Source organism: Halomonas sp., assembly GCF_052095765.1.
Classification (GTDB): domain Bacteria; phylum Pseudomonadota; class Gammaproteobacteria; order Pseudomonadales; family Halomonadaceae; genus Halomonas.
In genome coordinates this window covers 16,139-32,118 of the sequence record NZ_JBQDJZ010000007.1, presented here as the reverse complement: position 1 = coordinate 32,118, position 15,980 = coordinate 16,139, and the positions used below count along the sequence as shown (strand labels likewise).

The 15,980-nt window shown below is 57.2% G+C and carries 15 protein-coding genes; 7 read left to right on the top strand and 8 right to left on the bottom strand.

Going from position 1 to position 15,980, the window contains the following annotated elements; genetic code table 11:
* Nucleotides 1–187 precede the first annotated feature (187 nt).
* The 8 genes from ACTH3D_RS02065 to ACTH3D_RS02030 all read right to left on the bottom strand — a co-directional run bounded on the left by ACTH3D_RS02065 (nucleotide 188) and on the right by ACTH3D_RS02030 (nucleotide 8,648).
* On the bottom strand, nucleotides 188–859 hold the full coding sequence (locus ACTH3D_RS02065) for an OmpA family protein (RefSeq protein ID WP_441664738.1): 672 nt from the start codon (nucleotides 857–859) through the stop codon (nucleotides 188–190).
* 45 nt (nucleotides 860–904) lie between these two features.
* A complete protein-coding gene (hemW, locus tag ACTH3D_RS02060) occupies nucleotides 905–2,080 on the bottom strand; it encodes a radical SAM family heme chaperone HemW (protein WP_441664736.1) in 1,176 nt (391 codons plus the stop codon).
* Complete coding sequence (rdgB, locus tag ACTH3D_RS02055; protein WP_441664734.1) at nucleotides 2,077–2,685, bottom strand: RdgB/HAM1 family non-canonical purine NTP pyrophosphatase; 609 nt, start codon at nucleotides 2,683–2,685, stop codon at nucleotides 2,077–2,079. Before rdgB ends, hemW begins: the two co-directional genes overlap by 4 nt.
* Before the next feature lie 30 nt (nucleotides 2,686–2,715).
* Nucleotides 2,716–3,990: an AAA family ATPase gene (locus tag ACTH3D_RS02050; RefSeq protein ID WP_441664732.1), complete on the bottom strand. Its 1,275-nt coding sequence runs from the start codon at nucleotides 3,988–3,990 to the stop codon at nucleotides 2,716–2,718.
* A gap of 49 nt (nucleotides 3,991–4,039) precedes the next feature.
* Nucleotides 4,040–5,329, bottom strand: a complete 1,290-nt coding sequence (gene hemL, locus ACTH3D_RS02045) for a glutamate-1-semialdehyde 2,1-aminomutase (protein ID WP_441664730.1) — start codon at nucleotides 5,327–5,329, stop codon at nucleotides 4,040–4,042.
* Nucleotides 5,330–5,544: 215 nt separating this feature from the next.
* Nucleotides 5,545–6,396, bottom strand: coding sequence for a bifunctional hydroxymethylpyrimidine kinase/phosphomethylpyrimidine kinase (gene thiD / locus ACTH3D_RS02040; protein WP_441664728.1), 852 nt, complete (start codon nucleotides 6,394–6,396; stop codon nucleotides 5,545–5,547).
* Entirely contained in the window at nucleotides 6,396–6,827 is a 432-nt protein-coding gene (hemJ, locus tag ACTH3D_RS02035) for a protoporphyrinogen oxidase HemJ (RefSeq protein ID WP_441664726.1), read from the bottom strand. The genes thiD and hemJ overlap by 1 nt, the downstream gene beginning before the upstream one ends.
* A gap of 27 nt (nucleotides 6,828–6,854) precedes the next feature.
* Nucleotides 6,855–8,648, bottom strand: a complete 1,794-nt coding sequence (locus ACTH3D_RS02030) for a chloride channel protein (protein WP_441664724.1) — start codon at nucleotides 8,646–8,648, stop codon at nucleotides 6,855–6,857.
* Between the two features lie 158 nt (nucleotides 8,649–8,806).
* Here ACTH3D_RS02030 and argC point away from each other — a divergent pair, with 158 nt between their 5' ends.
* From argC to rsmG, 7 genes are all read left to right on the top strand, one after another.
* Nucleotides 8,807–9,841: an N-acetyl-gamma-glutamyl-phosphate reductase gene (argC, locus tag ACTH3D_RS02025; protein ID WP_441664722.1), complete on the top strand. Its 1,035-nt coding sequence runs from the start codon at nucleotides 8,807–8,809 to the stop codon at nucleotides 9,839–9,841.
* Between the two features lie 101 nt (nucleotides 9,842–9,942).
* Nucleotides 9,943–10,296, top strand: a complete 354-nt coding sequence (gene erpA, locus ACTH3D_RS02020; RefSeq protein WP_441664720.1) for an iron-sulfur cluster insertion protein ErpA — start codon at nucleotides 9,943–9,945, stop codon at nucleotides 10,294–10,296.
* A 201-nt stretch (nucleotides 10,297–10,497) separates the two neighbouring features.
* A complete protein-coding gene (locus ACTH3D_RS02015) occupies nucleotides 10,498–11,262 on the top strand; it encodes a transporter substrate-binding domain-containing protein (protein ID WP_441664718.1) in 765 nt (254 codons plus the stop codon).
* Between the two features lie 132 nt (nucleotides 11,263–11,394).
* Entirely contained in the window at nucleotides 11,395–12,066 is a 672-nt protein-coding gene (locus ACTH3D_RS02010) for an amino acid ABC transporter permease (RefSeq protein WP_441664716.1), read from the top strand.
* Nucleotides 12,063–12,848: an amino acid ABC transporter ATP-binding protein gene (locus tag ACTH3D_RS02005; protein WP_441664714.1), complete on the top strand. Its 786-nt coding sequence runs from the start codon at nucleotides 12,063–12,065 to the stop codon at nucleotides 12,846–12,848. The genes ACTH3D_RS02010 and ACTH3D_RS02005 overlap by 4 nt, the downstream gene beginning before the upstream one ends.
* Nucleotides 12,849–13,400: 552 nt before the next feature.
* Nucleotides 13,401–15,299, top strand: coding sequence for a tRNA uridine-5-carboxymethylaminomethyl(34) synthesis enzyme MnmG (mnmG, locus tag ACTH3D_RS02000; RefSeq protein WP_441664712.1), 1,899 nt, complete (start codon nucleotides 13,401–13,403; stop codon nucleotides 15,297–15,299).
* Complete coding sequence (rsmG, locus tag ACTH3D_RS01995) at nucleotides 15,296–15,937, top strand: 16S rRNA (guanine(527)-N(7))-methyltransferase RsmG (protein WP_441664710.1); 642 nt, start codon at nucleotides 15,296–15,298, stop codon at nucleotides 15,935–15,937. The genes mnmG and rsmG overlap by 4 nt, the downstream gene beginning before the upstream one ends.
* Nucleotides 15,938–15,980 lie beyond the last annotated feature (43 nt).

Sequence of the window (15,980 nt, the reverse complement as noted above, 5' to 3'; positions counted from 1 at the left end):
TTTGTATGAGCGCTTTACCAGCCATTCCGGGAGGAGCTGTTTTCCATGAAAACTAATATACGTAATAAAAACAATATTACGTAAAAGATATCCGAACAACTGCTTCTGTCAGTACAATGCCTATAAAAGGCACCATAAAAAAAGCCCGCTGTGATAGCAGCGGGCCTGACCAGACGTCGGTGTAACGTTACTGCTGAGCGATGGGACTCAGTGTAATTTCCACACGACGGTTCTGGGCGCGTCCACTTTCAGTATCGTTACTGGCAATCGGCTGGGTTTCACCATAGCCCATCATGTTCAGGCGGTTACCAGAAACACCGGTTTGCATCAGGTAGTTCCCAACGCTGCGTGCACGGCGCTCAGACAGCCCCTGGTTATAGCCCGCATCACCAGTGCTATCTGTGTGACCAGCGATATTGACCCGGGTATCGGGATACTGGATCAGCACGCTGGAGACATCATTGAGTGCGCTTTCAGCAGCCGATGTCAGGTTGCTGGAATCAAAGCCGAAGGTCACGCCACTGGGCATATTGAGCGTAATGTCGTCGCCACGGCGATCCACTTCAATTCCAGTGCCCTGCATGTTGCGGCGCAGCTCTTGTTCCTGCTTGTCCATATAGGCACCAATACCACCGCCCGCGGCGGCACCAACGGCAGCACCGATAAGCGCTCGGTCACGGCGGCTGGTACTGCCATCTCCGCTCAGCGCACCAGCAGCGGCACCGACCACCGCACCAATGGCGGCGCCGGCACCAGTATTGCCGCGCTGGGTCTGCCCGGAGTACGGATCATTGGTGGCACAGCCAGCCATCAGCATGGCGGCTGCCAGCGGGGCAATAAAACGGGTTGTCCTGTTCATACGAAAACTCCTTGGGTGAAAGTGAGCGAAACAGGCGGGAATCCATTATTCATCACGGCCCGCCTCACTGATCAGGGCCAGCAATTCATTCAGGAACAGTAGACCGCGTTCCGTGGCACAAAATCCATCCTTGTCGTCAATTAACAGCCCCGAATCACGTGCCTTGCCAAGGCTGGCTTCCAGCTGCTGGCAGGATCGTCCGGTGTTCTGGACCCATGAGGACATGGGCACACCTTCTGTCAGCCGCAGGGCATTCATCGAAAATTCCAGCGGCAGCTCTGCGTCCTCCAGGCGCTGCTGACCGGCAATAAAGCCTCGGAGGTCGTTGATCCGACGCAGATAGGAATCCGGCTGGCGTACCTTCCAACGGCGCTCAATAAGCAGGCCCTCGCCACCGGCAGCGCTGATTTTTCCGTGGGCACCTGCGCCAATGCCCAGATAGTCGCCGAACTGCCAGTAGTTGAGATTATGCTGCGAACGACGGTTATTGGCGGCATAGGCTGAGATTTCATAACGCCTGAACCCTGCCGATTCGAGCCGTTCATGGCCGAGATCCTGGATGTCCCACAGCATCTCTTCCTGCGGCAAATGAGGCGGATGTGAGTGAAATTCCGTGTTGGGCTCTATGGTGAGCTGGTACCAAGACAAGTGGGCAGGCGACAGGGCAATGGCCTGATCCAGGTCGGACAGCGCCAGTTCTGGCGTCTGTTCCGGCAAACCATGCATCAGGTCGATATTGAAATTATCGAAGCCGGCACGAACGGCCTCATCAATGGCCGCCAGTGCTTCCCGGCCATCGTGAATCCGCCCCAGCGCCTTGAGTTGAGGCTGGTGAAAACTCTGCACGCCCACAGATAGCCGGTTGATTCCTGCCTGGCGATAACCTCTGAAGCGGCCACTTTCAAGGGTGCCGGGGTTGGCTTCCAGAGTGATTTCGATATCGCGTGCCAAGGGCAGGCGAGCGGCCAGGGCATCCAGCAGGCGCTGATAGAACCCCGCGCTCATCAGGCTGGGAGTGCCGCCACCGATAAACACGCTGACCAGCTCACGCCCCGCAGCCAGCGGCAACTCGGCGTCCAGATCAGCGATCAGAGCCTTGAGGTAGTCGTCTTCCGGTAAATCCGTGTGACTGCCAACGCCATGTGAGTTGAAATCACAGTAGGGGCATTTGCGCACGCACCACGGCACGTGAACATAGAGAGATAACGGAGGAAGTCTCACGCAGGGTTTCCAGAGGACAGCAGTTCAACCAGTCGCCGGGTTGCCCGGCCACGGTGGCTAAGCCGGTTTTTCTGGGTCGCATCAAGCTCGGCTGCTGTGTTGCCCAGCCTACTGACCTGAAACAGCGGATCGTAACCAAAACCACCTTCACCCCGCGGCTGAGTGAGTATTTCGCCCTCCCAGCTGCGTTGTACGATAACCGGCACGGGATCTTCAGCGTGACGCATCAGCACCACCACGCACCAGTAGCGTGCCGTGCGCTGTCCAGGTGGTACATCGGCGAGCTGTTCAAGCAGTTGGCGATTGTTGCGATCATCGCTTTTGGGCTCACCGGCAAAGCGTGCCGAGTAGATACCCGGCTTGCCATTGAGTGCATCCACTTCAATTCCCGAGTCGTCAGCCAGCGCCGCCAGGCCGCTGACCCGACAGGCTTCTCTGGCCTTGAGCAGGGCATTTTCGACAAAGGTGAGCCCGGTTTCCTCAACCTCGGGCACATCAAATGCCGACTGGGCCATCACGTCGTAACCCAGCGGCGCCAGCAGCTCGTTGAATTCACGCAGCTTGCCGGCATTTCCACTGGCCAGTACCAGGCGGGTCGCTTTCATTGTCTGGCTTCCTGTCGGCTGAACAGCGGCTCAACAGAACCTGACATTTTCCTTGATCAAGGCAGCCAGGGTCTCTGCAGCATTTTCAGCGGTGGTATCAAGTCTGACGAGATGCAGTCGCTCTTCGTCATCAAAGGGGTCAAAGGCCTGACGCTGGAGATCAAACAGCGCAAGGCTCTCGGCTTCAGTCACTCCCAGACGTACAGCACGCTTGCCCAGGCGGCGTCTGAGCGTTGTTTCATCCGCTTCAAAACTGACCAGCAGCACCGGCAAGCCACGGTTTTCGGCCTGCTGCCATAACAGACGACGCTGCTCACGCGTCAGGCTGGTGCTGTCGATACACACCGGAAAACCGCCGTCGAGCAGCCAGCCAGTGCATTCGGCCAATCGCTGATAGGTGGCGGCGGTTATCTCGGCAGCGTATTTATCCACAGCCTTGTCGCCACCAGCATCCTGTGGGTGGTTTTTTACGTTGAGCCCATGGACCCGCAGACGTTCACTGTAGGACGTCAGCCGCACCGCACCCAACCCGGTGACCAGCGTACGGGTAAAGCGGCTCTTGCCGCTGCCGGATACGCCAACGCCAATAATCAGCGGCGGGAAACGAAACTCAGCGAGTTGTTCTGCCAGGCTCAGACAGCGACGCGCCAGCCCAAGATGCTCAACCATCCAGGCGGAAGGCGGTACATCGTCCCGTGCGTCGCTGATGTTCTGGTGCAAAGCCGCCCTGGCAGCGCGCAGACTGGCCAACACCTGATACAGGGAGAGCAGACGTGCCATGCGGTAGTCGCCGCTGTGACGCAGATAGCGATCCAGCGCATCGCGGGCCAAATCTTGTCTATCAGCCAGCTCCAGCCCGACCAGCAGCGAAGCAACGTCTTCTGCAGGATCCTGACACTCGTTGATTCCGGCCTGCCCGGCCGGACGATTGATGGCTTGCGCCAGCAACACCCGCGTGTCGTCCACCAGACGATAGTCAGCGTGATCGCTGGCCCAGCTGCAGGGCAACGAACGATGAGCACGGGACGCTATCTGTGGCGTCAGACGCTCGAGGCTTTCCCACAGCCAGCTGCCCAGCGCCTTGAGCCGCCGCTGGTCTTCGTCGCCCTGCAGGCTATCGCCGAGGGCATCCAGGCAGAGCGTCAGCTGACGTGCCAGAGAATCGAGCACCTGTGACGCACTGTCAGCCGCTACGGCATGGTTCTGCTGCCAGTCGCTCAGCGTTTCGATTGCCGCATCAAGCGTCAGGCTGTGCGTGTTGTCTGACAACTGATGTGATGAAGCCTGTGGGTCGTGCTGCGTCATCCTGGTTCTCCTTGGTCCTGACACTCCTTACAGCATGCCATGAACGGTGTCAGCTCTTGTCCATCGTGGCGAAAACGGTTTCTGCCGCGTCGAGCGTTGCCTGAATATGCTCAGGCGTATGTGCGCTGGACATGAAGCCCGCCTCGAAGGCCGAAGGCGCCAGATAGACTCCCTGGTCAAGCATGCCGGAGAAGAACTTGCGGAACGCCTCGCTATCACAGGCAGTCGCCTGGGCAAAGTTATCCACACGACTCTGGCCGGTGAAGAAGAGTCCGAACATGCCGCCGGCGCTCTGGGTAATTAGGCTGATACCCGCCGCCTCGGCACGTTCTTCAAGCCCCTGACACAGCGTATTGACGCGCTGCGACAGGGCATCATGAAAACCGGGCTCGCGCACCTTGCTGAGAAGCGCAACGCCGGCGGCCATGGCCAACGGATTGCCCGCCAGAGTGCCGGCCTGATAGACCGGACCCAACGGGGAAATTTCTTCCATGATATCGCGGCGCCCGCCGAAAGCGCCTACTGGCATACCGCCGCCGACAATCTTGCCCAGGCAGGTCAGGTCCGGGGTAACGCCATAATGTGCTTGGGCACCGCCCAGTGCTACACGAAAACCGGTCATCACTTCATCAAAGATCAGCACGCTGCCGTGCTGGTCGCAGGCCTTGCGCAGTGCTTCAAGAAAGCCCGGCTGGGGAGGAATACAGTTCATGTTGCCGGCCACTGGCTCAACGATGATACAGGCAATCTGATCACCGATTTCCTCGAAGCAGTCTTCCACCGCATCGATGTCGTTATAGGACAGCGTTACGGTGTGCTCGGCCAGGGATGCCGGCACGCCTGGCGAACTGGGCTCACCGTGGGTCAGTGCCCCCGAGCCGGCCTTGACCAGCAGCGAATCCGAATGGCCGTGATAGTTGCCTTCGAACTTGACGATCTTGTCACGCCCGGTATAGCCACGTGCCAGACGAATCGCCGACATGGTGGCCTCAGTGCCAGAACAGGTCATGCGCACCAGCTCGATGGACGGGATGATCTCGCAGATCAGGTCGGCCATGGTGGTTTCGATCGCCGTCGGCGTACCGAATGACAGACCCTGTTCAAGACGCTGGCGTACCGCATTGAGTACATCAGGGTCGGCATGGCCGGTAATCATCGGCCCCCAGGAGTTCACATAGTCGATATAGCGCTTGCCTTCCACATCATGGAGATAGGCCCCCAGAGCACGCTCCATGAAAACGGGCGGGCGATGCAACCCCTTGAATGCACGAACCGGTGAGTTCACACCGCCGGGGATGTGCTGGCAAGCCTGCTCAAAGAGCTGTGCAGATGTGGTCATATCAACCCCCTATTACCCTGTTGAAGGAAAAATTCATATTTACCGGAAGTCTCGCATGGCGCGGCTTCCAGTTGTGGATAACTTTCTGGACAACCTTTTGGTAAGCCGTGGGTTACCCGTGGGCAACCTGCTATTTTCTCACCAAAATTGATCCTTAATTGCTTCATTTTCAATGGCCGCGGCAACAAAGGCCAGCCCATAGGATGTGACTGTCATCATACCGTGGTGAAGGGAACGGTGAACGGTGTATCCGGTAGCTGCCATAAACGTCGCGGCAGGTACTGGTCGTGTCCGGGCCGCCAGCCTCGCTTGAGCGCTTGCCAGGTAAAGGCCTGAGCCTGTTCACAGGCGCTGACGACGCCTTCGCCAATCGCCAGGCGTGCGGCCAGTGCAGCTGCCAGGGTGCAGCCTGAGCCATGGTAACTGCCGGCCAGTCTGGGCCACTGCCATTGCCGATCGCCATGCGGACGATGCAGCGTATGCACGACCTGAGACGCATCCGCGCCCGATACTGGATCATCAGTGCCGGTCACCAGCACCGCCTGACAGCCCAGATGCATCAGGCTGACCGCCCGCTGGGTGTCATCAGCGCTGTCAGGACCCGCCAGCCGCGCCAACTCATAGCGGTTGGGCGTCACAATATCCGCCCGGGGCAACAGCAGCTCACGAAAAGCGTCCACAAGATCAGCAGCAGACAGCTGTGTCCCACCGCCCGCCTTGATGACCGGATCTACAATAACCGGTATGCCAGGGCGCTCTCGGATGATCCCGACAACGGCTGACAGGCTGTCAATGCTCGCCACCAAGCCAATCTTGATGGCTGCCACCGGAAGGTCGTCCAGCGCCGCGGCCATCTCCTGGATATGCGAGCCGCTGACTGGATACACGGCCTGGACATCGCGACAGTTCTGCACGGTCAGTGCAGTGGGAACTGTCATTGCCCAGCCACCGCAGGCGGCGATTGCCTCGTTGTCAGCCACCAGGCCGGCACCACCGGTCGGGTCATGACCGGATAACACCAGCACAATGGGAAGATCCGCAGACACTGCTGGTGATTCACCCGCCATCAGAACGGTTTCAGCACAGCAAGGAATACGATGACCAATAACGCGATTACCGGCAACTCATTGAAGATACGGAAAAAACGATGGCTTTTGGTACACCGGCCTTCAGCAAACTGCTTGAGGTAAATCATGCACACATGATGATAGGCGATCAGCAGTACAACCAGCGTCAGCTTGATATGCATCCAGCCCTGGGAAAGCCAGCTAGGCATCAGATACAGCATGGTTCCGCCAAACAGCAGCACCGCAATCATCGATGGCGTCATGATGCCCCGGTACAGCTTGCGCTCCATCACGATGAAATGATCAATCGCCTGCTGCTCACCCTTGTCACGGGCCATGGCGTGATAGACAAACAGTCGGGGCAGATAGAACAGAGCAGCAAACCAGGTCACCATGGCGATCAGGTGCAGGGCTTTCATCCACAGGTACATCGTGATTCCTTAATCAGAAGATCGGGCTTAATTTTGACGGGTCTTCGTCACGGACTGGTCTTCGTAGCGATAATAACGCTCAATCGCACTGCGTGTGATGATACCGGAAATTCGCTGCTTGTCAGGCCGCCGGCCATGCACCACGTAGAGCGCATCCACCGGATTCTCATTGAGGCGCTGATAGGCCTCAGACAGGGTAGCCTGAAGGTGAATCGGCCCCAGCTCCAGGCGCTCCCCGGGAATCTCCAGCAGATCAAACATGCCCTCACTGTCGATCAGCTCGTCGTCTGCCGTGTGTTCCAGCAGCCAACGGGCAAGATGTGCCGCGTTCATCGCCAGAGCAGGTTTGTCGTCGCTGGAGCGCTCGATGATGATCCACTCGGGATTGGCGTCCAGCAGGGCGCTGGCCTGCTCATAGCTCAGCCGCCTGCGGGTTCGCGAGAAACTCCTTTCCATGACCGCCGGCACAGAAATACGGCTCAACGCCTGCATCAGCGGTTGTTGCAACGGATGCATGCCATGGCGTGTTACGCTGATAAAAAAGCCGTCACAGCCACATAGCTGACGGGCTGTCAGACAGGCAACGACCACCGCCAGCATGCCCGGCAACATCAGCTGCGGATTGTGCGTCAACTCCAACAATGCCATCAGTGCCGCCATGGGTGCCTGTAATACGGCAGCCATCATGGCCGCCATACCCATCAGCGCATACAGAGCCGGATCGGTTTGCATGTCGGGTAGCAGCAAGTTGCCAACCATTCCACACAAGGCGCCGGCTGCTCCACCGGCCACCAGAATCGGGCCAATGATGCTCACCGGCACCCGGCAGGCTACCGCGCCAGCAGTCAGAATCAGTTTGCCAATGGCAACCGCCATCAGCACATCAATGGCCACTTGCCCCTCCAGGGTTCGGCGCATGCTGTCATAGCCCATGCCCTGTACCTCGGGATACCAGAAGGCCGTCAGGCCCACGGCGACACCCACCAGCACCAGACGCAATGCAAACGGCAGGATATCCAGGCGCGGCGCACTGCGTGCCAGACGGACAAAGCCACCAGCAAGCAGACCGATCAGTAAGGCACTGGCCGCAATCCAGGGCAGGTGGATGAAGGATTCCATGACCACCCCAGCTTTCTGGAAAGGCGGGTCAAAACCGAACACCGACTGGGAAATGACCGACCCCATGAAAGAGGCCAGGATAACCGGTATGAAACCGACGGTGGTGTATTCCATCATCACCACTTCCATGGCAAAGATGACACCACCCAGAGGCGTGTTGAAAGAGGCTGAAATACCCGCGGCAGTGCCGCAGGCAACCAGCACCCGCAAGCTGTTGTGAGGCAGTTGCAAGGACGTGCCAAGACCGCTGCTGGCCGCAGCCCCCAAGTGAATGGCAGGCCCCTCACGCCCCGCCGACAGGCCACCAAGTACCGAGACCAGGCCTATCCACCACTGACTTATCCAGTTGCGGATCGGGAAACGCCCCTGTTGATAAGTCAGGCGTTCAATCACATGGGCAATACCGATCTGGTGACGGCTTCCACCCGGGTGGAGTGCCAGCCAGCCGCCTATCAGCGTCACCGCCAACAGTGGCAGGATACTGCGGAACATGGGCGTCAGTTGCTCGAATGCCTCAGGGTCGCTATCGGGCATGAAAAACATCGCACCCAGCTTGAGCAGCAGCCGAAACAGCGTCATCAGGCAGCCGGTAATGACCCCCGCAATGACGCCCAGCACGCACAGCTGGGGCAGCGCATCAACGCTGGCCAACTTGCGTCGGAAGCTTTCCAGGCTAAAGCGATGAGGGTTGGTATTTGACAAGCCGCCTTCCTTTTTTTGAGCGTGACCCATGTTATCCACAGGCCTGATCTTATTGTTTTTAACCCCGAAACAGATGGCCAGTGACGGGCTTATCTGGGTGAGCGCTACCCATCTTGTGTATCATATTGTCAATTGAAACGCTTAATGAGGAATCCACTGTGATCAAGGTCGGAATCGTCGGCGGTACCGGATACACCGGCGTCGAGCTGCTCAGGCTGCTGGCTGGGCACCCCCAGGTCGTCATTGAATGCATCACCTCGCGCAGTGAAGCCGGAGTTGGCGTCAGTGAGCTGTACCCGAACCTGCGTGGACATTATGACAACCTGCGTTATAGCACGCCGGATCCGGCACAGCTGGGTCACTGTGATGTGGTTTTCTTCGCCACTCCGCACGGCGTTGCTCACTCCCTGGCGGGCGACCTGCTGGCGCGGGGCACCCGGGTCATCGACCTGTCTGCCGATTTCCGCCTGCGCGATGCCGACCTGTGGGCCGAGTGGTACAACCAGCCCCATGGCGCGCCGCAGCTATTGGAAGAAGCTGTCTACGGTTTACCCGAAGTCAATCGTGACAGGATCCGCCAGGCGCGTCTGGTCGCCGTGCCGGGTTGTTATCCCACGGCGGTGCAGCTGGGGTTGCTGCCGCTGCTGGAAGCGGGTGTCGTCAACACCAGCCACTTGATTGCCGACTGCAAGTCCGGCGTCACCGGTGCCGGGCGTAATGCCAAGATTCCCTTCCTGCTGGCCGAGGCCAGTGAGTCTCTGAAAGCCTATGGCGCATCGGGGCATCGTCATTTGCCCGAAATCAACCAGGGGCTGGAAGATGCCGCTGGCTCAGCTGTCGGGCTGACGTTTGTTCCCCACCTGATCCCCATGATCCGCGGTATACACGCCACACTCTATGCCCGGCTCACTCAGCCGGTGGACGACCTGCAGGCACTTTTTGAAAAGCGCTTTGCCAACGAGCCCTTTGTCGATGTGATGCCCGCTGGCAGCCATCCTGAAACGCGCAGCGTCAAGGGAGCCAACGTCTGCCGACTGGCCATTCATCAGCCCCAGGGCAGCGACACCGTGGTCGTACTTGCAGTGATCGACAACCTGGTCAAGGGCGCTTCTGGCCAGGCCATCCAGAATCTTAACCTGATGTTCGGTTTCGACGAGGACGCCGGACTGAAGGCGCCTGCGCTACTTCCCTGATCGTGCATTCATTCCCATTCCCGGGCAATTGTTGACCCTTTTGCTCAGGAATGGGGATAATCGGGATCAACTCTCATTCAATAACTCCCGGGGGGTTTCCCATGAGTGGTGCTGAATCATTCGAACCGACTCCGCTGATGCTTTCGGACAGCGCCAAAGCACGGTTGAATCGGCTGATCGAGAAAGAGAGCAATACCGCACTCAAGCTGCGCGTGTACGTCACTGGCGGCGGCTGTTCCGGCTTCCAGTACGGCTTTGATTTCACCGAAGACGTTGCAGATGATGATACCCAGATCGACTTTTCAGGGGTTTCACTGGTCGTCGATCCGCTGTCGTACCAGTATCTGGTGGGCTCTGTGGTGGATTTCGAAGAAGGTCTGGCAGGAGCACGCTTCCTGATCAAGAACCCTAATGCCAAGACCACCTGCGGCTGCGGCACCTCCTTCATGATCTGACGTGCACTGTCTGCCTGTCTCGCCAGGCATTCTTTCGCCAGACGCTCTGACAAACAGTCAAACGATCTTGCCAACCGTTGATAACACGCAGAAGCCAGGGCGGCTTTTTGCTTGACGCTTTCCACCCAAGTCGCCATTGTAATCAGTATGCTTGATATTCATGCATTCGCTGTTTTTTCAATAAGCTATGAGGAATAACAAATGAAATACTCACTCAAGACGCTGTCTCTTGCCGGTTGCATGGGCCTCAGCGTAGCTTTTAGCGGCATGGTTGCGGCAGACACGGTGAAGATTGCCACCGACCCAAGCTTCGTCCCTTTCGAGATGCTGGACCAGGAAACCGGCGAGATGACCGGCTTCGACATGGATATCATCCGTGAAATTGCTGATCGTGCCGGTTTTGAGTACGAAATCAACACCATGGATTTCAACGGCATCATTCCGGCGGTCCAGACCGGCAACGTGGATATTGCCATCGCCGGTATTACCATCACCGATGAACGCGCCGAAATCGTCGACTTTTCAGCCCCTTACTACGATAGCGGCCTGCAAATTCTGGTCGGCACCAATCAGGAAGGTGTTGAAACCATCGACGACCTGTCCGGCATGAAAATCGGCACCAAGATTGGTTCCACCAGCTATGACTACCTGACCGAGAACCTGAGCGACGATACCACCATCACGCCTTACCCGGGTTCTGCTGACATGTACATGGCACTGCTGGGCGGCAGCGTTGACGCGGTGTTCTATGACGCCCCCAACGTTGGCTACTTCTCCCAGACCCGTGGTGATGGTCGCGTCAAGGTTGTAGGTCCTCTGTATGAAGGCCAGCAGTACGGCATCGTATTCGTCAAAGGCAGTGAGCTGGTCGAACCGGCCAACGAAGCACTGGCTGCCATGCGTGAAGACGGCACCTATGATGAAATCCACACCAAGTGGTTTGGCAGCAGCAGCAACGACGAGTAACAGCTGAACTTTCTCATGGTTGCTGACTCGGCTACCACACGGCTGTAACGGCACTGTCTCCCCGATGCTCAGTTTCAGGGAGACAGTGCCGTTTTATTGTTAACTTAACCCTGTGCCCGCGGAGCATCACTTGTGGACGTCACTTTCCAATTCAACTGGCAAGCCGCCTTTGACTCCATCCCCTATCTGCTGAAAGGGGTTCCTTATACACTGCTGATTTCCTTTGGCGGTCTAGCCATCGGCTTTCTGCTCGGTATTTTCTTCGGACTGCTGCGTATCAGCCCTATGCAGTGGCTACGCTGGCCGGCCATCACCTATATCGAGGTCTTTCGCGGCACACCGGTACTGGTACAGGTGCTTTTTATCTTCTATGGGTTACCTCAGCTACTGGGCGGCCCCATTGATGCGGTCACGGCCGGTATTGCGGCGATTGCCGTCAACTCAGGGGCCTATATCTCTGAAATCGTACGCGGCGGGGTTCAGTCCATCGAGCGCGGTCAGCGCGAGGCGGGCCTTTCCCTGGGTCTGTCTCGGGTACAGACCTTTCGCTACATCATCTGGCCCCAAGCCTTCCGGCGTATGATTCCTGCACTGGGGAACCAGGGCATCATCAGTATCAAGGACACCTCGCTGTTTGCTGTGATTGGAGTTGGTGAGCTGGTGCGCCAGGGGCAGATCTATATTGCGACAACGTTCAACGCACTGGAGGTGTACCTGATGGTTGCGGTGATGTATCTGGTCATTACCCTGACACTATCCATTGCACTGCGCATGCTTGAACGCAAGGGGCTGGTAGGACAATGAACAAAGACAATAGCAAACGCCAGATTGATACCGACGCTGAGCCCATTGTGCGCATGCACAGGCTCAACAAGCACTTCGGCAAGCTGCATGTGCTCAAAGATGTTGACCTGGAAGTCACACCCGGCGAGGTAGTGGTCATTATCGGCGCCAGCGGATCCGGTAAATCCACTATGATCCGCTGTATCAACGGGCTCGAAGAGTTTCAGAAAGGCCAGCTTGTTGTGGACGGCAACGGCCTTGCGCCCTATGGCAAGGCTAGCCGGGCGCTGCAGAAGATTCGTACCGAAGTCGGCATGGTATTCCAGCAGTTCAACCTCTTCCCGCACCTCAGCGTGCTAGACAACGTCACCCTGGCCCCAATGAAGGTGCGTAACACTAGCCGCGCTGAAGCTATCCAGACCGCCAAGCGCCTGCTTGAGCGGGTTGGCATTGCTGACCAGTCCGACAAGTATCCAACCCAGCTGTCAGGCGGCCAGCAGCAGCGTGTGGCGCTGGCCAGAGCACTGGCCATGGAGCCCCGGTTGATGCTGTTTGATGAGCCCACCTCGGCGCTGGACCCCGAGATGATCGGTGAAGTTCTCGACGCCATGCGTGAGCTGGCCCGCGAGGGCATGACCATGGTGATTGTGACCCATGAGATGAATTTTGCCCGCGAGGTTGCTGACCGGGTGATCTATATCCACAAAGGGGAAATTGTCGAGCAGGGTACGCCGGAAGAAGTGTTTGATACCCCCAAGAACGAGCGGACACAAAGCTTCCTCGCGAGAGTTCTGACTCACTAAGATCCGCTAACTCTTTCCTTTCCAGATACCTTTCTGAGCCCTGTCACCAATGACAGGGCTTTTTTATGGCTGTGGATAACATTTTTTTTGATTGCCGATATGTTTCCTCCTGGCCCAGTGAGGCTGCAGCTTCTGGCTGTTTAGTAAACACAGAAGCGGATTGTTCACAGCCACGAGGACAAAGCCGCTCCTGCTCTGTGGGCAACTGTGGGACAGTCTGCACTGTGCATAACTCATCTTTTCATCCACAAGGCTCCCACAAGCTACACGCACGCTGTCCGCCTCTTTTACCCCCATAAGCCAACAACACAATTCACTGAAAAATAAAGAATAGATGCGTTTATTAACAGATTTTCGGATGACTAATAACTACAACATCAATAGAACTTCTTATTTATATATCTATTTTAATATTGTAATCAGGAAAGCAGCTGGTATGAGTACCGTCCAGGTGTGGAAAACCCTGACGTTTACCCACAGGAGCAGTTATACTGCCGGCCTAAATTCCTATTTTTTTCCAGGCATCGGCCTTTACGCCGAACGAGGTGTTCCTTGGATTATCCCGACCGCTTCGACGTCATCGTCATCGGTGGTGGTCACGCAGGCACTGAAGCAGCCCTCGCTGCCGCCCGTACCGGCAGCCAAACATTGCTGCTGACACACAACATCGAGACGCTGGGACAGATGTCCTGCAATCCCGCCATTGGCGGAATCGGCAAGACCCATTTAGTCAAGGAAATCGATGCACTGGGCGGTGCCATGGGCCTGGCAACCGATGCTAGTGGTATCCAGTTCCGTGTGCTCAATGCCCGTAAAGGTCCAGCGGTGCGTGCTACCCGTGCACAAGCAGATCGGGTGCTGTACAAAGCAGCCATTCGTAGCACTCTAGAAAACCAACCCAATCTGACGATTTTCCAGCAGGCCGCTGGTGATCTAATTGTTGAAAACGATAACGTCCGCGGCGTAGTCACTGAGACAGGCATCCGTTTCCACGCTCATGCTGTGGTGCTTTGTACCGGGACTTTTCTCGGCGGTGTTATCCATATGGGGTTGGATACTTCCCATGCCGGGCGTGCTGGTGATCCCCCCTCGAATGCACTGGCCCAGCGATTACGTGCCATGCCGCTGCGGGTTGATCGGTTGAAAACGGGGACGCCACCACGCATCAATGCCAGATCTGTGGATTTTTCACTGCTCGAAGAACAACCGGGTGACACACCAACGCCGGTGATGTCGTACATGGGCAGCCAGGACATGCACCCGCGTCAAGTCAGCTGCCATATCACGCATACCAATGGCCGCAGCCATCAGCTCATCCGTGACAACCTTGACCGCTCACCGATGTTCAGTGGTGTCATCGAGGGTGTCGGGCCGCGTTACTGCCCGTCCATCGAGGACAAGGTTCACCGCTTTGCTGACAAAGACAGTCACCAGATATTTCTCGAGCCTGAAGGCCTGAATACCCATGAGCTATATCCCAACGGCATTTCAACCTCGTTGCCCTTTGACGTTCAGCTGCAGGTAGTCCGTTCGATTCGCGGTCTAGAAAACGCCCATATCACACGGCCTGGCTATGCCATCGAGTACGATTTCTTCGATCCGCGTGATCTCAAACACTCGCTGGAAACCCGCTGTTTACACAATCTGTACTTTGCCGGCCAGATCAACGGCACCACGGGTTACGAAGAAGCCGGCGCCCAAGGGTTGTTGGCTGGATTGAATGCCGCCCGCCGTGCCCAAGGTCTTGAGGCCTGGTGGCCACGCCGCGACGAGGCATACCTCGGCGTACTGATCGACGACCTGATAACGCTTGGTACACGCGAGCCATACCGCATGTTTACTTCACGGGCGGAATATCGATTGTTGCTGCGTGAAGACAACGCCGATATGCGGTTGACCGAGACAGGGCGCGAACTGGGACTGATCAATGATGCTCGTTGGAATAGCTTTTCCAGCAAACGGGATGCTGTGGCGTTTGAAAGCCAGCGGCTCAAAAGTACCTGGGTCCAGCCAGGCAGCGATGCCGCAAAGGCCCTTGAGGCACAACTGTCCAAGCCGCTGACACGCGAATACAACCTGATGGACTTGCTCCGGCGGCCGGAGCTCGATTACGCCAGCGTGGCACATCTCAGCGGTGAACCAGTGAGTGATTGCGTGGTTGCTGAGCAAGTACAGATTCAGGCTAAGTACCAGGGTTACATTGATCGCCAGCAGGATGAAATCGATAAACTGAAACGCCACGAAGCCACACCGCTACCAGCGGATCTGGACTACAGCGGTGTTGAAGGTTTGTCACATGAAATTCGCCAGAAGCTCAACGAATCACGCCCGGCCACACTGGCTCATGCCACGCGTATCCCAGGCATGACACCGGCGGCTGCCTCGCTTCTGCTGGTATATCTCAAGAAACGCCGCCAGCTGGGCGACAAGCAGCGGATGGTTAATCAATGAGTAGTGATAGCGTGGCAATCGGAGAAAGGCTCGATCAGGGCGTTGCACAACTTGGCATCGCGCTTGATGAGCAGCAGCGTGACAAGCTGCTGGCACTGGTGAGGCTGTTGCACAAGTGGAACCGTGCCTATAATCTCACCGCGGTGCGCGATCCACTAACTATGGTCAGCCGTCATCTGCTCGATAGTGCCGCGATTGCACCTTTTGTGACCGGCCCCAGGGTACTGGATGTTGGCTCTGGCGCGGGACTGCCAGGACTGGTACTGGCCATTCTGGATCCATCGCTCGATATCACCCTGATTGACAGTAATGGCAAGAAAGTCCGTTTTCAACGCCAGGCCGTGATGGAACTCGGGTTGACCAATGTGACCCCGGTCCAGGCCAGAGTCGAAGACCAGCAAACACTGGATGAGCGCTTTGAACAGGTAGTTTCACGCGCCTTTGCCAGCCTGCCGGATTTTATCGCGTTGAGCCAGGCATGGCTTGCCAAAGACGGCCAGTGGCTAGCTATGAAAGGCCCCGCAGTGGAAGATGAGCTGGAAGGGCTTGCCACGAATGTACGCGTGATTGACCGCCATCGGCTAAAGGTACCCTTCGAGCCGGGCAATCGCTGGCTGGTCGTGCTTGAGCAACACTAAATTCACCGGAGTCTTTGTCGAAGTATTCGCCGAGGCATCCGCC